26 protein-coding genes and 2 pseudogenes are annotated in these 16,587 nt (G+C 66.5%); 26 read left to right on the plus strand and 2 right to left on the minus strand.

Annotation, left to right across the window (positions count from 1 at the left end; all coding sequences use genetic code 11):
• The 25 genes and pseudogenes from ACFZCP_RS14850 (at position 1) to ACFZCP_RS14970 (ending at position 13,322) form a co-directional block, all read left to right on the plus strand.
• A complete protein-coding gene (locus ACFZCP_RS14850; protein ID WP_391427372.1) occupies positions 1–666 on the plus strand; it encodes a hypothetical protein in 666 nt (221 codons plus the stop codon).
• A complete protein-coding gene (locus ACFZCP_RS14855; RefSeq protein ID WP_391427374.1) occupies positions 663–884 on the plus strand; it encodes a hypothetical protein in 222 nt (73 codons plus the stop codon). Before ACFZCP_RS14850 ends, ACFZCP_RS14855 begins: the two co-directional genes overlap by 4 nt.
• Entirely contained in the window at positions 881–1,393 is a 513-nt protein-coding gene (locus ACFZCP_RS14860; protein WP_391427376.1) for a VUT family protein, read from the plus strand. The genes ACFZCP_RS14855 and ACFZCP_RS14860 overlap by 4 nt, the downstream gene beginning before the upstream one ends.
• Positions 1,390–2,166: a hypothetical protein gene (locus tag ACFZCP_RS14865; protein WP_391427378.1), complete on the plus strand. Its 777-nt coding sequence runs from the start codon at positions 1,390–1,392 to the stop codon at positions 2,164–2,166. The genes ACFZCP_RS14860 and ACFZCP_RS14865 overlap by 4 nt, the downstream gene beginning before the upstream one ends.
• The gene (locus ACFZCP_RS14870) at positions 2,163–2,438 is read left to right on the plus strand and encodes a hypothetical protein (protein ID WP_391427380.1); all 276 of its coding nucleotides are present in this window, start codon (positions 2,163–2,165) and stop codon (positions 2,436–2,438) included. Before ACFZCP_RS14865 ends, ACFZCP_RS14870 begins: the two co-directional genes overlap by 4 nt.
• Positions 2,439–2,485: 47 nt before the next feature.
• Positions 2,486–2,683: a hypothetical protein gene (locus ACFZCP_RS14875; protein WP_391427382.1), complete on the plus strand. Its 198-nt coding sequence runs from the start codon at positions 2,486–2,488 to the stop codon at positions 2,681–2,683.
• Positions 2,667–3,164, plus strand: a complete 498-nt coding sequence (locus tag ACFZCP_RS14880) for a hypothetical protein (RefSeq protein ID WP_391427385.1) — start codon at positions 2,667–2,669, stop codon at positions 3,162–3,164. Before ACFZCP_RS14875 ends, ACFZCP_RS14880 begins: the two co-directional genes overlap by 17 nt.
• Positions 3,161–3,727: a hypothetical protein gene (locus ACFZCP_RS14885; protein ID WP_391427387.1), complete on the plus strand. Its 567-nt coding sequence runs from the start codon at positions 3,161–3,163 to the stop codon at positions 3,725–3,727. The genes ACFZCP_RS14880 and ACFZCP_RS14885 overlap by 4 nt, the downstream gene beginning before the upstream one ends.
• A complete protein-coding gene (locus ACFZCP_RS14890) occupies positions 3,724–4,284 on the plus strand; it encodes a hypothetical protein (protein ID WP_391427389.1) in 561 nt (186 codons plus the stop codon). Before ACFZCP_RS14885 ends, ACFZCP_RS14890 begins: the two co-directional genes overlap by 4 nt.
• Before the next feature lie 100 nt (positions 4,285–4,384).
• Entirely contained in the window at positions 4,385–4,681 is a 297-nt protein-coding gene (locus tag ACFZCP_RS14895) for a stage V sporulation protein S (protein WP_383539481.1), read from the plus strand.
• 143 nt (positions 4,682–4,824) lie between these two features.
• Entirely contained in the window at positions 4,825–5,079 is a 255-nt protein-coding gene (locus ACFZCP_RS14900) for a hypothetical protein (RefSeq protein ID WP_391427391.1), read from the plus strand.
• Between the two features lie 342 nt (positions 5,080–5,421).
• A complete protein-coding gene (locus ACFZCP_RS14905) occupies positions 5,422–5,892 on the plus strand; it encodes a hypothetical protein (protein WP_383539475.1) in 471 nt (156 codons plus the stop codon).
• A 1-nt stretch (position 5,893) separates the two neighbouring features.
• Complete coding sequence (locus ACFZCP_RS14910; RefSeq protein ID WP_391427394.1) at positions 5,894–6,097, plus strand: hypothetical protein; 204 nt, start codon at positions 5,894–5,896, stop codon at positions 6,095–6,097.
• On the plus strand, positions 6,087–6,278 hold the full coding sequence (locus tag ACFZCP_RS14915) for a hypothetical protein (protein ID WP_383539471.1): 192 nt from the start codon (positions 6,087–6,089) through the stop codon (positions 6,276–6,278). The genes ACFZCP_RS14910 and ACFZCP_RS14915 overlap by 11 nt, the downstream gene beginning before the upstream one ends.
• Positions 6,278–6,469, plus strand: coding sequence for a hypothetical protein (locus ACFZCP_RS14920; RefSeq protein ID WP_391427396.1), 192 nt, complete (start codon positions 6,278–6,280; stop codon positions 6,467–6,469). The genes ACFZCP_RS14915 and ACFZCP_RS14920 overlap by 1 nt, the downstream gene beginning before the upstream one ends.
• Before the next feature lie 83 nt (positions 6,470–6,552).
• Positions 6,553–7,350, plus strand: coding sequence for a CHAP domain-containing protein (locus tag ACFZCP_RS14925; RefSeq protein ID WP_391427398.1), 798 nt, complete (start codon positions 6,553–6,555; stop codon positions 7,348–7,350).
• Positions 7,351–7,825: 475 nt separating this feature from the next.
• Positions 7,826–8,041 (plus strand): annotated as a pseudogene (locus ACFZCP_RS14930) (transglycosylase SLT domain-containing protein); the annotation flags it as partial.
• A gap of 17 nt (positions 8,042–8,058) precedes the next feature.
• The gene (locus ACFZCP_RS14935) at positions 8,059–8,550 is read left to right on the plus strand and encodes a hypothetical protein (protein WP_391427401.1); all 492 of its coding nucleotides are present in this window, start codon (positions 8,059–8,061) and stop codon (positions 8,548–8,550) included.
• Positions 8,550–8,909, plus strand: a complete 360-nt coding sequence (locus ACFZCP_RS14940) for a thermonuclease family protein (protein ID WP_391427403.1) — start codon at positions 8,550–8,552, stop codon at positions 8,907–8,909. Before ACFZCP_RS14935 ends, ACFZCP_RS14940 begins: the two co-directional genes overlap by 1 nt.
• Before the next feature lie 21 nt (positions 8,910–8,930).
• Positions 8,931–9,632: a hypothetical protein gene (locus ACFZCP_RS14945; protein WP_391427405.1), complete on the plus strand. Its 702-nt coding sequence runs from the start codon at positions 8,931–8,933 to the stop codon at positions 9,630–9,632.
• Positions 9,633–9,668: 36 nt separating this feature from the next.
• Entirely contained in the window at positions 9,669–10,049 is a 381-nt protein-coding gene (locus tag ACFZCP_RS14950) for a hypothetical protein (RefSeq protein ID WP_391427407.1), read from the plus strand.
• Positions 10,050–10,225: 176 nt separating this feature from the next.
• The gene (locus ACFZCP_RS14955; protein ID WP_391427409.1) at positions 10,226–11,200 is read left to right on the plus strand and encodes a hypothetical protein; all 975 of its coding nucleotides are present in this window, start codon (positions 10,226–10,228) and stop codon (positions 11,198–11,200) included.
• A complete protein-coding gene (locus ACFZCP_RS14960; protein WP_391427411.1) occupies positions 11,197–11,682 on the plus strand; it encodes a hypothetical protein in 486 nt (161 codons plus the stop codon). The genes ACFZCP_RS14955 and ACFZCP_RS14960 overlap by 4 nt, the downstream gene beginning before the upstream one ends.
• Before the next feature lie 12 nt (positions 11,683–11,694).
• The gene (locus ACFZCP_RS14965; protein ID WP_391427413.1) at positions 11,695–13,173 is read left to right on the plus strand and encodes a hypothetical protein; all 1,479 of its coding nucleotides are present in this window, start codon (positions 11,695–11,697) and stop codon (positions 13,171–13,173) included.
• On the plus strand, positions 13,170–13,322 hold the full coding sequence (locus ACFZCP_RS14970; RefSeq protein WP_391427415.1) for a hypothetical protein: 153 nt from the start codon (positions 13,170–13,172) through the stop codon (positions 13,320–13,322). Before ACFZCP_RS14965 ends, ACFZCP_RS14970 begins: the two co-directional genes overlap by 4 nt.
• On the opposite strand, the gene ACFZCP_RS14975 is transcribed toward ACFZCP_RS14970, so the two are convergent.
• Positions 13,319–13,516, minus strand: coding sequence for a hypothetical protein (locus tag ACFZCP_RS14975; protein ID WP_391427417.1), 198 nt, complete (start codon positions 13,514–13,516; stop codon positions 13,319–13,321). The two genes, ACFZCP_RS14970 and ACFZCP_RS14975, sit on opposite strands and share 4 nt — an antisense overlap.
• Before the next feature lie 607 nt (positions 13,517–14,123).
• Positions 14,124–16,076 (minus strand): recombinase family protein, encoded by a 1,953-nt coding sequence (locus tag ACFZCP_RS14980; protein WP_391427419.1) that lies wholly within the window; start codon positions 16,074–16,076, stop codon positions 14,124–14,126.
• Here ACFZCP_RS14980 and ACFZCP_RS14985 point away from each other — a divergent pair.
• Positions 15,964–16,395: pseudogene (locus ACFZCP_RS14985) on the plus strand (TrmH family RNA methyltransferase); the annotation flags it as partial. The gene ACFZCP_RS14980 and the pseudogene ACFZCP_RS14985 overlap by 113 nt on opposite strands.
• Between the last annotated feature and the right edge of the window lie 192 nt (positions 16,396–16,587).

The raw sequence follows: 16,587 nt of genomic DNA on the forward strand, positions 1-16,587 counted from the left end.
TTGACCAACGTCACCGACTTCCGTCCGTGGCCGAAGATCCCGCGCTTCAACCGCGAGTTCGTCCTGACGGAGAAGATCAACGGCACCAACAGCCAGGTCGCCGTCAAGCGCCTCGCCGAGGACGAAGACCCCGCCGGCTACCTCAATTCGCACGGCTTCAACGTCGTCGCCAAGAACGACGGGCTGTACGTCCTGCGCGCCGGCAGCCGCAAGCGGTGGATCGCCCCCAACGGGCAGAAGCTGGACGGCACAGTCCCACTGGACAACTTCGGCTTCGCCGCCTGGGTCGCTGAGAACGCCAGCGCCCTGGCCCACCTTGGCGAGGGCGTCCACCACGGAGAGTGGTACGGCCGCGGCATCCAGCACGGATACGGCATGACCGGCCGCCGCTGGGCCCTGTTCAACACCACCCGCTGGGGAACTCGCGGACAGGGACTGCCCGACGGATCACCGGCTGAACTGACCGTCGTTCCGGAACTGGCCCGCGTTCGCGGACACCTCCTCAACGAGGCCATCCGCGACTCCCTGCGCCTGCTGCGCACCCTCGGCTCCGTCGCAGAAGCCGGGGCCAAGGCGGAAGGCATCGTCGTCTACAGCGTCGAGGCCAACCAGTGCTACAAGGTCCTGCTGGAGAACGACGACCTCCCCAAGGGGCTGGTCGCATGACCACCTACGTACCGGTGCTGTACCTGGTCTTCGCCTTCATCATGGCCGTGGCCGTCCGCAAGCCCATCGCCCAGGCCATGAACCTCGACTACGACCGCAGCGACACCCACGACTTCGTCATCGCCGCAATGTTCGTCGTCATCGCCGCTCTGATCTGGCCGATGTCCCTGCTCGTCTGGTGGGCCCTGCCGCCTCGTCCCGAGAGCGAGCGCCTGTGACCACCACACCTCGCAACCAAGTCGTCGGCTACCTCGCGGCTGCCGCCTACATGGCCACCATCCCCGCCGCCAACATCACCCTTCACCGCTACGGAATCGTCTCCGTGGGCTTCGGTGTCAAGGCGCCGGCCGCGGTGTTCCTCGCCGGACCCGCCCTCGTACTCCGGGACCTGGTCCAGTGGGCACTCGGGCGCAAGGCCGCCATCATCGCCCTGGTCTTCGGCGTCATCCTGTCCTTCGTGGCAGCCGACCCGGCCGTGGCCTTGGCCAGCGCCGTGGCGTTCGCCGTCTCCGAAGCCGCCGACATGGCCGTCTTCAGCCGGCTCACACCCCACTGGGTCCGCGCGGTCTTCGCCGGAGGAGTCGTCGGCATCCTGCTGGACTCCCTGCTCTTCCTCTCCATCGCCTTCGGCTCGCTCGACTTCCTCGGCGGACAGATCATCGGCAAGATCTACGGAGTCCTCCTCGGCTCCCTCGTCGTGGCGCTGCGGCGCCGCGCCGCTAGGTGACGTTCTTCCTCGGAACGCACATCCCCTCCTGGCTCGGCAACGCCGACGTCCCCCTGTTCGTCTCGCACCGCCGACTGATCGGCCGCAAGACCTTTCCCAGAGCCATCAACACCTGGGCACTGGACAGCGGCGGATTCACCGAGATCTCCATGCACGGCCGGTGGACCATCAGCCCGGCCACCTACGTCGAGGCGGTACGCCGCTACCGCGACGAGATATCCAACCTCGCCTGGGCAAGCCCCCAGGACTGGATGTGCGAACCGTGGATCACCCAGAAGACCGGCCTGACCGTCACCGAGCACCAGCACCGCACCGTCAACAACTACCTCGAACTCAAGGCAGCAGCTCCTGACCTGCCGTTCGCCCCAGTCCTACAGGGCTGGGAGCGCACCGACTACCAGCGCTGCGCCGACATGTACGAGAAGGCCGGTGTCGACCTGGCCGCCGAACCCATCGTCGGTATCGGATCCGTCTGCCGGCGCCAGCACATGGACGAAGCCGTCGACATCATCACCGACGCCACCGACCGAGGTTTCCGCGTCCACGGCTTCGGCTTCAAGATCACGGGGCTCAGGCGAGTAGGTCACCTACTCACCTCCTCGGACTCCATGTCCTGGAGCTTTCACGCTCGCCACCGGCCCCCGCTTCCTGGCTGCACCCACAAAACCTGCGCGAACTGCCGCCGCTACGCCCTGCGTTGGCGCGAGAAGCCACTGGCAGCGATCGAGGAAGCCCACGCGAACAACCCCTACCACCTGGAGCAAGCAGCATGACCCGACGCAAGACCGCTCTGATCGCCGCCGCCGCCCTGCTCGGCGCCTGCCTGAGTGCCTGCGGCATGAGCGAGAAGTACTCCGAGCCGTTCCGCGACGCTCCCCGCGCCAACACCGACAACGGCCCCGCCACCGTCTTCACGATGCCCGACGGCTTCGGCAACGGCGCCACGAAGTGCCTGACTGGCACGGGGGTCCGCGTCACCACCCTGTACCACCAGGACAGCGACTACGGCAGCGTGTCGACGATCCTCGACCCCGCCTGCAAGTGACCGACGGCCCCGATCTCGGGGCGATCGAAGAGCGGTGGACCAAGGCAGTGCCCGGACCCTACGAGTTCTGGCTCGACGAGGGATCCATGGCCTGGGTCGTCGACAAGGACGGCCGCCGGATCGCCCAGGTCCACGGCTTCTACTGGCTCACCGCCCACGCCTTCGCTCACGCACCCACCGACATCCGTGCCCTGCTGGACGAGGTCCAGCGACTTCGAGGAACCACCCATGACTCAGCGAGTTGAGACCGGCCAGATCTGGGCCGACACCGATCCCCGTCGTGCCGGCCGCAAGCTCCGCATCGACGACGTCAAGGCGAACTTCGCCTTCTGCACCGTCATGCAGAACACCTACGAGGTCCAGGCGAAGATCGACACCTACGGGTTCGGCGCCGCACAGGACCGCCGCGGCACCACCACCCGGATCGGGCTGTCCCGCTTCTACGACGAGAAGTACCGGCTGTGCGACCCCACCGACCTCCAGGCCATGAGCGTCGCGCACTACGGCAACGTCCTGCGCCTGCCCAGCGCCTGCACCGATCTCTCCCAGCACAGGTGGGTCCCGGTCACCGTCACCTACAGCCAGACCGCCCGGCCGTTCTTCCACCGGCCCGCTGAGCCCGACGCCTACGTGGTCGTCGCCGTGTGCCCCAAGTGCTGGACGCACACGGAGTTCCCCTCCAAGCGCATCCCCGCCCCGACCACCCCCGGAGACCTCGCCGCATGAGCCTGCTGCCCGAAGTTCTGGCCCTCGGTGGATACGCGTACGCCGGCAAGGACTCCGTCGCTAACGTCCTCGTCGAGCGGTACGGCTACACCCCCATCCGGTTCGCTGACGCCGTCCGCGACGTACTGGAGACCATGAACCCGCTGGTCCCCACCCCGTACGGGGCGGTCAACCTCGCCTGGGTCCTCAAGGACGTCGGCTGGGACGTCGCCAAGCGGGAGTACCCCGAGGTCCGCCGGCTGATGCAGCGCCTCGGCGGCTCGGTCCGCGAGCACATCGGTGACGATGCCTGGATACAGGCCGCGCTCAAGAAGGCCGAGGGCCACCCGCGCGTCGTCTACACCGACGTCCGGCACAAGAACGAGCTGGAAGCCGTGGCCGGCCTGGACCACTACAGCATCTGGATATCCCGTCCCGGTGTCGGCCCGCTCAACCAGGACGTCTCCGAGAACACCCTCGGCCGGCTCGACTTCGACTTCGGGTTCTTCAACGAGGACGAGTTGGAGGACCTGCCCGACATGGTGGGCCTGTTCCTGAACGACATCTTCGGGGTGGAGCCGTGACCGTCTGCCTCGGCATCGACCAGTCCTACTCCGGGCTCGCGATGGTGGCCTACGACGGCGACTCGCAGCGGCGCTACAGCTACCTCCACGCCTTCGCAGCCGACAGGTACACCACCCAGTCCGACCGCCTTGACGCCGTCCAGCTCCAGATCGGCCTCAACATCGACGACATCACGACCATGTTCGGCCGCATCGACGTCGTCGCCATGGAGGGTTACGCCCCCGGCTCGAAGTTCGGACGCGAACTGGCCGGCGAACTCGGGGGAGCGGTGAAGCTCGCCCTCCTCGACAAGCTGAACAAGCCCGCCTGCTACCCGCTCATCGTGGCCCCGACGAAGCTCAAGAAGTACACCACCGGCAGGGGCACCGCAGCCAAGGCCGAGATGCTGCTGGCGGTCTACAAGAAGTGGGGCGTCACATACGACGACGACAACCTGGCCGATGCGTACAGCCTCGCCCGAGCCGCCAACTCCTGGTTCACCGGCACCGGCACCAAGGCCGAGACGGAGAGCCTGAAAGACCTCAAACGCTTCAAAGGCGAAACTCACCTCGTCTGAGCAAGAGCCCTGCCATTCCGGCGGGGCTCTTCGCGTATTAACACAATGCGGAAATATGCCCTTAGCCTGCGAAAGGAGATCAAATCAAGGAGAACCGCATATGGACAACAAGAAGGATTCCGGCGCGGACGACGCCGTGTTTTTCGTCAAGAGTTCGACCAGCGCCACCGATCTGGGTGCCGCCGTCGCTCACGCAATCTACGCCCGTAAGAACGTGACGCTGCGCGCGATCGGCGCCGGGGCCATCAACCAGGCCGTCAAGAGCGTCCCGATCGCCCAGGGCTACGCCGGCTCCCGAGGACACCGCCTCGCCATGCGCCCGGCGTTCTTCACCGCGACCGTCCCCGAGGGCGAAGTGTCCGGCCTCTCCTTCGTCGTATTCGACGAGGCCGCATAACACCCGGTACGGAATCGCCCATAAACTGGTGAGGCAGTTCCACCACACGTAGCTCACTCGCACTCTGCCCGGACTGCGTCACACGGCATATCGCGAGGAGCACAGTGTCAGAGAATGTCCTCTCCAGCGGAGAGTTCCCGACCATGGGGACTTCCGCTGCGACCAGTTTCGTCGTCCGCAAGCCCGAAGCCGGCACCCTCGTCAGCAAGTCCGGCAACTCCAAGGGCGGCTCCGGCGAGGCGGCCACCGCCAACCACCGCACGAACGTCCTCAACCGCGACGCGCTCGGCGGCCGAGGCGTCAAGGTGTACCGCGAGTACACCAACGCCGCCTCCGCAACCGCCACCGGCCGCAACGTCAAGACGCTGCCGTCGAAGTTCACCACGGACGGGCGGTGACGCATGGCGTTCCTCCTTGCAGCACCGCTGCTCGAAGCCGCCGTGGGCGGAGCAGCAGTTGAGGGTGCGGGGGCCGCCGCCGCTGGTGCCGCTGCTGCCGAGGGCGGTGCCGCTGCTGGTGGAGCTGCCGCAGCCGAAGGCGGTGCCGCAGCCGCAGGTGGTACGGCCGCAGCGGAAGGCGTCGCCAACGGCGCCGGCCAGGCAGCCGGCAGCGGCCTCGCCTCCCACTTCACCGGCGGACACAGCGAATCCCGAGGCGAAAACGCCCCCGCCCCCTCCGGCCCTGGCGTCGCTCACCAGACCAACCCGGTTTTCAACTACTAGCCCAGCGGGGGACGCGAAGTGAGCAACGTACAGTACGTCGCGCCCATGGGCGTCCCCCAACCGGGAACACCCACCTACGGCGGAGGCGGACGAACCGACCTGGTCGGCGCCCGCAGCATCCTCGACGCCCGGCGCATGATGGCCACCCCGCGCACGCCGACCGCCGAGTACCCCGACGGATACCTCGGCACCATCAACAGCCGCAGCGAACGCCTCGGTGACCAGTCGCTCAACAGTCGGCCCATGCGCTCCGCGCAGAAGAACTACACGGTCGGCGTCCACAAGGGCGAGCGCATGGATCCGACGGACTACCTGTGGCCGGCCGACTTCAATCCGATGACTGCGCTGGAGTACCAGGCCCGCGGCAAGAAGTGGACAGCTCACGGCACCCAGCCGGCTGACACTCGCCTCGTCGGAACCGGGGCCATGCAGCAGACCGACGCCGACCGCCTGGCCGCCCTGCGCAACCTCCGATCCCCCTGGAAGTGACGTGCTCAACCAGGACGGCGTCTACAACCGCACCAGCCCATGGGCCAGCGAACCCGAGCGCCAGGTCAGCGATGTCCTCGCCTACCTCGCCAGCCAGGCACCCGCCTGCTGGACCCCGCCCCGGCCGGCCCCGAAGACCCGCACACAGCAGCCGACCATCTACGACGTGCTCGGCATGAGCAAGGGAGACCAGCGTGGCCCGTGAGCCCATGAGCATGTTCGACCGGCGCCGTGCCGGCCGAGGCGACAACGTGAAGTTCACCGTCGGCGACAGCGGCAACATGTCCGGCACCTCAGCCGAGGACCGCTTCGCGAGCCTCTTCAACGACCGCAGCTCGAAGCTCGGCGGTAAGGCCGTCAAGCTCGGCGGAAAGGCGCTGATCTGATGGGCCTGCCCAACCAGCGAAGCCTCAACGGCGACCTCGACTCCGGCCTCGACGACGGCCGCTCCCGCCAGATCAACCCCAACTGGGGTGGCGACACATCCAACGACCTCGACTCGATGGACCGCACCTGGAACGCCCTTCACGGCTGCTCGTCCGTCCAGGGACGCCAGGGATCCGTCCGGGGCTACTGACCACACACACGATCACGGACCACCACACGCAGCACTGACACGGCACCACCACTCGGAGCACTCACCCTCGGGAGAGCACTCCGATGGCAAGCACGCCTGACGCCCTGCTGGCCGAAGCCGAGAAGTGGCTGGGCTACAAGGAAGGCGCGAACAACCACACCAAGTTCGGCGAGTGGTACGCCACCCTCGTCCACGACACCTCCTTCGCCTACGCCTCCTGGTGCGACGAGTACGTCTCGTACTGCGGTTACGCCTCCGGCAACGCCGACATAGTCGGCGAGTTCGCCTATTGCCCCAGCCACGTCAACTGGTTCAAGAACCGCGGGCAGTGGCACAAGGCGAGCGAGGCGGTCAAGAAGGGCGACATCGTCTTCTTCGACTGGGACAACGACGGCGTCGCCGACCACGTCGAGATCGCCCGAGCCGACTCCGCCCCCGGCGCCACAATCGCCACCATCGGCGGCAACACCAGCTCCGGCCTCGCCGGCTCGCAGTCCAACGGCGACGGCGTCTACGAGCGGACCCGCTACCGCTCCGACGTCCTCGGCTTCGGCCGGCCGGCATACAAGAGCGCTGGCACCTCGACCGGTACGGGCGGCGGCAAGACACCTGCCCCGACCACGAAGTACACCCCGCCGGCATTCCCCAAGGGTCTGGCCCCCAACCGGTCGACCCCGTCGGCCAAGCCGCTCCAGAAGGCGCTGAAGGCCACCGGCTGGCTCGGCCAGGGCGTCACCCTGTCCGACAACTACGGTCCCCAGACCCAGAAGTCCGTCGCCGGCTTCAACACGAAGCACGGCCTGAATGACGTCGGCAAGCCGTACGACCCGGCAATCGGGCCCAAGGGCTGGGCACTTCTGTTCACTGTGGCCTACGGCTAATAGCCATGCCACCGCGAAGCCCCGAGGAACTGTTTCTCGGGGCCTTCGTGTTACTATTCACGAAGCGTCTGAATGGCCTGCGAGGAACGTCGGACGGGAATGCCCCCAAGGTGAGGACTCCCGTGTGACTCGCAGGCCATTGTCGTGTATATCGGCAGCGCTCGTGATAGCCCTCATGCCGATCGCCTCCAATGCGCGACAAGAGGCCGTCGAAACCGCCCAGGCTCCCGCACAGACGGCCTCCCCGACGCCGTCGCGCAGCCAGCCGGCCAAGAAGACGCCGAAGCCCAAGAAGACCAAGAAGGTCAAGAAGCCAAAGGCCAGCAAGCCGCCGCGGCCCAAGACCACCCGCACCGCCACCCCAAGGGCGTCCCGCTCGGCGACCGCCACGCCGCGACCCTCCTACGTCTCACCCAGGGCGTACGCGAAGTCAGTCCTGAGCACCGCGCAATTCCTCTGCGCCGACGCCGTGTTCGCCCATGAGAGCAACTGGAACCCGTTCGCCACGAACCCGAGTTCCGGGGCCTATGGAATTGCCCAGGCGCTTCCCGCAGAGAAATACACATCCGCAGGATCCGACTGGCGAACCAACGGCGTGACACAAGTCCGATGGGGCCTTTCCTACATGGACGCACGGTACGGCAGCCCCTGCGGCGCATGGGCCTTCTGGCAATCCCACCACTGGTACTGAGCAAGGAACACCACCACATGGCCGAGAACATCCGGCTCCTGCTGTGCAAGACGTGCGGATCCATGGAAGAGCTGCCCGACTACGAGGGCGACCCCCGCCAGGACTTCCTCCTGGACACCCTCGTCAAGCGGCACCGCAACCCCGACGGCAGCCCGCACATCGCACACCCGATGCTCCGCGTCGAGAAGCGCCACTGGGACTCCCCGTCCACACGCGAGGAGATCATCAAGCGCATCCGCGAGAACACCGGTCACACCGGCCTGGACCCCGCCTTCTACGACGCGAAGAGCACCTTCCAGGAAGACGCGATGACGTGCTGGCAGCAGCACAACCGGTCCATCACCTGCTCCGACTGGTGCACCGACAAGAAGCGCCTAACCCCGGATACCGCGGCCGAGCGCAAGGCGGCCGGCCTGCCGAAGTACCGGTCCTCGAAGGACATCTACCTCTGCCACTTCTGCCCGGTCGCCAACGCCGTGCGCCGGGCCGCCTACGACAAGGCAGGCTGATGCACGAGTACCGCGCCACCATCGTCGACATAGTCGACGGCGACACCGTGGACATGGAGATCGACCTCGGCTTCGAGGTCACCACCCACCAGCGGATACGCCTGTACGGCATCAACGCACCCGAGAAGAACACCCAGCCCGGCAAGGACGCCCGCGAGTTCGTCGTCAACTGGGCCATCGTCCACGGGCCGGCATTCACCCTCGCCACGGTGCAGACCCCCAAGGACTCCGACGCCCGCGAGAAGTACGGCCGTTACCTCGGCACCATCATCGCTGCCTCCGCCAGCGACTCCCTGAACTCCGCGCTCGTCATCGCCGGCCTCGCCAAGCCGTACGACGGGCACGGACCCCGTCCCTGATCCACTGCTGAGGAACCGCCCATGGCTCAGACCATCACCAAGGTCTTCGTCGTCAACGCCTCCAAGCGCGTCACCAACCACGACATCGACCTCGCCACCCAGGCCGTCAATCACCAGGTCCGCGACCACTTCGCACCACTGTGGGGAATCAAGGCACCCGCGGTCGTCTTCACCACCGCCACGCCCACCCCGGCCAAGGGCACCGCCGTGATCACCGTCTACGACACCCCCGACGTGGACGGCGCCCTCGGCTACCACACGGAAGACAGCGGCGTCATCTACGGCAAGGTCTTCGCCGGCGTCATCCTCGACAACGGCGGCACCGTCCACACCGGCTCGGTCTCCATATCCGCCTGCCTCTCCCACGAGGTCCTGGAAACCCTCGGCGACCCCCGCGTCCAGCTCTGGGCCTCCAACGACCACGGCGCCCAGATCGCCTACGAGGTCTGCGACCCGGTCCAGGGCGACAGCTACGACGTCGTCGTCCACGGCACCTCCATCGCCGTCAGCGACTTCGTCACCCCCGCCTGGTTCGACGACCAGGAGGCCGGCGAGCAGCTCAACTACCTCAGCACGGTCACCAAGCCCTTCACCCTCCGCAAGGACGGCTACGTCGTCCGCATGGTCGAGGGCCGCGTCACCAACGTCTTCGGCGAGGCGATGCCCGCCTGGCAGAAGGACCTCAAGCGCAAGCACGGCCGCATCTCCCGCCGCGCAGCCTGACCCGCACACACCCACACCACCACCAGGAGCACCACTGTGACTGTTGACCTGTCGACCCTCGCTAAGACCGCCGCCGACACCGTCGAGGAGCTGACCGACGCCCAGCGCGAGCAGCTCAAGAAGATGGGGGAAGAGGCGGGCATCCCCGAGGAGCCGCAGGGCACGCTCGCCGAGACCGCGTTCCTCGTCGTCATCACCCCCGAGGGCCAGGTCCTCGCCGAGCCCAACATCAACACCAAGATCCGTATCAAGCGGCCGGCCAACCTGGACGACTTCCAGCGCTCTGGCCACGTCCTGGTCGACGACGCCATCGCGATCAAGACCGCCTCGATCACCGGCCAGCAGATGATGACGATGACCGCCGCCATGGCCGAGCAGCAGCGTACGAACGCCCTCGTCCAGAGCCTCAAGCTGTGATCTTGGTGTAGTCTCGTAGACGAGTTGAGCTTTCTTCCTCGGAGGGATGCTCTCTCCTCTCAAGGGAAGGCCCCCCGGAGACCACCAATCTCCATAAAAAAGGGGGGCCTTCGCCTTTTTCTGGGCCCGGAATGCAGCCCCTTTGAATTCTTCGTATCGCCGGTAGAGTGCGGGATATGGAGACGAACTCTTTCTACCGTCGTCTCGGGGAAAACGCTCAGCCCATCATGGAGTCCGCCATCGGCGCCTCCGGCTATTTCTCAAGCCCGGCTGACCACCTTGACCCGAACCTTTTCAACGGTGACCGCATCATCCCCCAGGTCCGAAGCTGGCTCCTCGACACCCTCTACAAGTTCTGGTCCACCAGGTATAACGGCCCAGGTCAGTGGAGTGAGGTGTGGCTCGCCGGCTCGGGCATCGGCTACCAGTGGGCCGCCGACCGAGGAAATGGTGACCTCGACGTTCTCATAGGCGTCGACTTCTCTTCCTTCGGCTGGTACAACCCCGACTATGCGGGAATGACGAGCCAGGAAATCGCAGACCTCTTCGACGAGGAACTCAAGGCTGAACTCTGGCCCGACACCGCCACGACACAAATCGGGGACCGAACTTACGAGGTCACCTACTACGTCAACCCCAACAGCCGCGACATACGCAATATCAACCCCTACGCGGCCTACTCCCTGACCAAGGACGCGTGGACCGTCCGTCCGCCCGAGCTGCCGGCCCACCCCCGCGACATGTACCCGCAGGAGTTCACCGAGGCAGCCGCCCGCGACACCGCCGAGGCCGACCGCCTGGTCACCGCCTACAACGCCCTCGCCGAGGAGATGAAGCACTCCCCACAGGGCGGCGGCCACTGGGTCACCACCGGCTCCCAGCTCAAGACGATCGTCGCCCAGGCCGCCCAGCTCTTCGACGACATCCACCTCGGCAGGCGCGCAGCCTTCGCTCCCGGCGGCTCCGGCTACGGCGACTTCGCCAACTACCGCTGGCAGGCCGCCAAGGAATCGGGGGCCGTCGAGAAGCTCCGCTCCATCAAGGACGTCCAGGTCGCCACCCACAACCAGGTCGAGAGCGACGCCTGGGGACAGCCCATCACCAACGCTCAGTTCGCCCTGCGCAACGCAGCCCTGTGGCGGTCCCGGTGAACGTCGTCATCGCCATCGACGGTGTCCTCAAGCGCCCCGGCAGCGACGCCGTCATCCCCGCCGGCCTGCTGCTCTACCAGGGACTCGCCGAGACCCACGTCGTGCACCTGGTCGACGAGCCCGACACCTTCAACTCCTCCAAGGCGCTCGCACAGAACTGGCTCAAGCGCAACGGATTCATCAAGCACATCCGCGTGATCAAGCCCTATGCCAGTGACCGCTACGGCCTCCTCGGCGGCCTCCAGCAGCTCCGCCCCGACCTTCACGTCGACCTGGTCGTCGTCGCCGATCCCGCCCAGGCCAGCGACCTCCTCGCCGCCGGCTACACCACCGTGCTGTTCAGCCACCCCCGCTACAGCCGCCCCCAGTGGAAGCCCGACTACCGCGGCGAACCCCGCGCCTGGGACGACCTCGTCGCCGAGATCGAGACCCAGGACCAGCACTACGCCCAGGACACCCGGCGCACCGCCGGCCCCCTGTAGGAGACACCCCTCGTGAAGCTGTACCTGGCCGGGTGCGAGATCCCGGCCTACCGCAGCCTGCTCGCCCAGGAGGGCTACACCACCGTGGCCCTCAGCTACTGGGGCCTGCGCAGGCGCACCAAGTTCACCAAGCCCTACGACTTGGCCGAGAAGTTCGTGGACGACCCGGAGATCCTCATCGACTCCGGCTGCCACTCCATCAACGCCAAGCCCAACAGCGACCTCACCGACGCCGAGCTGCTCGACATCGCCGGGCACTACTACGACGTCTTCATCGCCGACAACCTCAGCCGGCTGCACTACTTCGTCGAGTTCGACGCCCATCAACTCGGCCACGAATGGATCCGCGAGCAGCGCCAGCGGCTCGAACCACTATGGGACAAGGCCATCGTGGTGTGGAACCCCGAGACCGGCCGCGAGGGACTGGAACTGCTCTGCACCGAGTGGGCCAACGTCGGCATCACCCAGGCCGGTACCGACCGCCTCGACGTCGCACACCTTCTGCCCCAGCTCGCCAAGACCACCGACACCAAGCTGTTCGGCCTCGGCATGACCAAGACGGCGGCCCTGGAACACGGCCATTGGTACGGCGCGGCCTCCACCTCATGGATCTCCCCGAGCCAGTTCGGCGACACCATCGTCTGGGCCGGCAAAGAGCTGCACCGCTACCCCCGCCGCTACAAAGACATGGCCCGCGCCCGACACAAGCACGCCATCGCCGACGCCGGATTCGACGCCGAGGCGATCATCGCCGACGACCCCACCGAGGTCCTGCGCCTGTCCGTGTGGTCCTGGCAGCAGTTCACCGCGCACATCAACGGCACAGGAGTAACTGCCCCCGCAATCACGCCTACAGGCGAAAACGCGGATCCGACCCACGAAGCAGTTGATCGACTGCCCCAGCAGACGCGGCACTCAGGAGTAACTCCGGCCCCCGTGAAGCCACGCGAAAAGATCCCGTTCCCCGGCCTCGCGGTCGTCCAGGAAACCGCCGAGGACGGCACCGTCGGCCGGCCCGTCCTCAAGACCGTCGACCCCGGCGTCCGCAACTGCGACCGCTGCTACCTCTCCAGCAGCTGCCCCGCAGCACAGCCCGCATCCACCTGCGCATTCAGCCTCCCCGTCGAGATCCGTACCAAGGACCAACGCGCCGACGTCAACGCCGCCATCTTGGAAATGCAGGCAGGCCGCCTCTTCGGCCTTCGGTACGCCGAAGAACTGGAGGGCGGAATCATCAACCCGGTGCTCTCCGGCGAGATCGACCGCTACATGAAGATCGCCAAGACCGTCGAGGAGTCCGAGGAGACCGGCTTCTCCGTGAAGATCAGCGCCACCCAGAAGGGCGCCGCCGAGACCGGCCTCATCAGCCGCCTCTTCGGCCGCGACGAAGGCGAACAAGCCCGCTCCCTACCCCACCCCATCAGCGTCGAGCGCGCCGCCATCGAGACGGGATTCGTTGACGCCGAGGTGATCGAGGACAAGGCCGCATGAAGCACACGAGTAACTGGACCGACATGAACGACACCAGCAACAACGGTCGTACGACCGAGCGCCCCTGCCCTCACTGCAAGGGGCGCTGGCCCGAGATGGACGCGTGCGTCATCTGTGAGGGTGACGGCACCGTGGAGATCGGCGGCTAGCCCTCCAGCCCCCAGAACCCGAAGCAGATCAGGGTGCCGAGTCCGGAGAGGGTGGCGAAGGTCCACGCCGCCCACTCGACCGGATCGCGGTGGTACGCGTGACCGAGCAGGCCCGCGACGCCTGCCAGTAGTACGCAGCCCATCAGCATCAGGGCGAGCGTCTTCATCTTGTCGGTCTTGGTCGGCTTGTTCACGGCCTCTGTGGCCCCTTCGTCTCGAACCGGGGGCCGGATGAGAAGACTGGGCGTGCGCAGCGCTCTCAACCGAGCCACCCGTGTCATGGGTCGCTTCGGTTGAGGTGCTGGCCGATGGGAGCAAGGACCTCGAAAGTCGTGCAGTGGCGCTTTCCACTTCCTGTGAGGCCGCTACCGGCTCCCACAGAGGCGACAAGTACGGTTCCGCCAGCTCCCGTACGGCCTGACCCTCCGAGCTTCCATCAGGACTCGGGCGGGCCATGCGTGCGCGTCTCCCTGAGCGGGTGTCGCGCGTGACCTTCAGCATACAGGGAGCGACGGGTTGACCACGCCCACACTTGTCGCTTAAGTTGAGTAACAAGTTCAGCAATCATGAGCAACAAGTTGGAGCGCCCACTCCAACCGATGGCCGGCACGCCCAGCTGGCGGCTCACACCACAGAGCACGCCGCACGAGGAGCAGCGATGGCCGAACCCGGCAGCCCCACCGAAGACCAGTGCTGGGACAACTTCTGGGCCGTCATGGCAGGAGCTGCTGTGGAACGCCAAGAGCGGTGGAGCCAAACCGCCGCAGTCGACGACGAGGCTCCACCGCTCCAGGAAGCCGCCTAAGCGGCCAGCTTCAAAGCCGGGTGCGGAGGCGGATCCGCCTCCAACTCCTTTTCCTCGGCCCACAGAGGCACGATCACCGTGCGAGGCGTGTTCCGGCCGCCCATCTCCGGGTACAGCCAGATGTGGGCGATGACCGTCCCCAAAAGCTGGCGCTTACGGGAGTACGTCATGTGCTCCCACTCGTCCACCAGCCCCAGGAACCTCGCACGCGACGGCCGAACCGGCTGCACCTTCTTCTTCTGCTTCTTCGGGTCGGTCTCGACCGACTTGTTCAGCTCAGCCACCTCGGCGTCGATCTCCTCCTTCTGCTCCAGGTACTGCTTCTCCGGGATGATCCCCTTGGTGTACCCACCCACGAGCCGGGTCAGGTCTGCATCCAAAGCCTTCAGCCGCGCCTCGACCTTCTCGCCGTCATCCTTCACGCGCACAGCAACCCGCTGCGACTGAGCGATCTTGAAGTCGACGACCTCGGAACCCTTGGCCTGCTCCACCAGCCACGCGAGAATCTCCCGCTCGACGCGAGCCAAGCTCACCGAGCCGCACCCAGGGCAGTCCTTGCTGATCGCACCGTGGGTGCACCGGAAGACCACATTGCGCGGGTTGCGGTCGCCGTTGGGCAGAGGAGGGTTCTTCTTTTCCATCGCCTCCCCGCGGGTGAAGGCCCCCGCGTTGCGCTTGCAGTAGGTACTGGGCGCGACGACATCCGGCGCCGGCATCCGCACACCCGTGCACCGCGCCAGACCCGAGATCGAATACTTGGGGTCGTGGTGGTGGGCCGGCGTCTTCGGCGCATCGAACCGCTTGGCCAGGTACGTCAGCCACAGCAGCTCCCGCTCGTCCGGGTCGTCGATGACGGACTTGTGCGCGCCCACCTTCCACACGTCGTAGTACTCCGGCCGGGAGCTGCGGTAGTAGTACTTCGCGCCTTCTCGGATGTTCAGCTTGTCCTGCTGGATCTTCTCCTTCGAGCGCCAGCGCACCCATCCCAGCCCAAAGCCCGAGTCCATCCACTTGTAAAGCTGGGTGGGCGTGATGATCTTTCCGCCGAGGGTGCGGAAGCCGCGCTCTCTCAGGTCGGCAGCGATCTGATTGATGGGCTCGTTCTCCCACGTCCAGCGGCGATAGATCTCCGCGAGCACCTTCCCCTCGACGGGGTGAATCTGCATGATGCCGCTGCGGCACTCATTGCACTTGTAGCGCCGCTCGCCCGGCTCATTCGGGGGGCAGGTGAAGCAGACCCTGTACCCGAACGTCTGGAACCCACTGTGGGGGAGACCCATCTTCCGGCGATAGGCGTGAGCAGACTGCCAGCTTTCACCGATCTGGTCGGACTGGAACTGCGCCCATCCGAGCATCTGGGTGATCTGGAGCCGGCCGACGCTGGTGCGTCCGTCGAAGTCCTCCGTGGCGGCCATGACGTCGCCGCCGGCATCGTAGATCGCCTGGATGTTCTTCAGGGATTCCAGTGTGTTGCGGCCGAATCGGCTCCACTTCCACAGAAGAACGACATCGATCACGTGGTCCTCGACGGCAAGGACGAGGTCCTTGATCCTGCGCTCCTCGAAGTCGCGGCCCGAAAGTCCGAGGTCTTCGATGGGGTTGTCGACCTGGTCGATCTCGGCCCGGAAGGCGAGGCCGTCGATTGCCTCCCGCTGGATCTCGGGGCTGATCATGTCTCGGCGTCGCTTGGAGACACGTATATATCCGCGTCCCCGGCGGCGCTTGGGGCGCGACGGCTTCTGCCGTACGTCAACCATGCGTCTCCTTGTGTGGTGCTCGTACTCCTGTTCAACCACACATGCAGGTAAAAGTGTTAGAGGTGATGATTCGGCCTCACACACCAACATCGGTGCGATCTTCCGTTCGGCGGCCGCCCTCGGCATGGACGCGGTGCTGCTCTCGCCCGACTGCGCCGACCCGCTGTACCGGCGCAGCGTCAAGGTCTCCATGGGCGCCGTGTTCTCCGTGCCCTATGCCCGCCTGGAGACCTGGCCCAAGGGGCTGGAGTCGGTCCGCGAGGCCGGCTTCACCCTCCTCGCGCTCACCCCGGACGAGAAGGCCCGGTCCCTCGACGAGGCCGCGCCGCACCGGATGGACCGGGTGGCACTGATGCTCGGCGCCGAGGGGGACGGCCTGTCCACCCAGGCGCTGGTCGCCGCCGACGAATGGGTCCGCATCCCGATGTCCCACGGCGTGGACTCCCTCAACGTGGGAGCGGCGGCCGCGGTGGCGTTCTATGCCGTGGCTTCGGGACGGCCGCGGTCCTGAACCGGGTGGGGCAGGCCCCGCGGTGGCGTTCTATGCCGTGGCTTCGGGACGGCCGCGGTCCTGAACCGGGTGGGGCAGGCCCCGCGGTGGCGTTCTGTGCCGTGGCTTCGGGACGGCCGCGGTCCTGAACCGGGTGGGGCAGGCCCCGCGGTGGCGTTCTGTGCCGTGGCTTCGGGACGGCCGCGGTCCTGA

This window comes from Streptomyces sp. NPDC007971, assembly GCF_042958635.1.
In the GTDB taxonomy this organism is placed as follows: Bacteria; Actinomycetota; Actinomycetes; order Streptomycetales; family Streptomycetaceae; genus Streptomyces.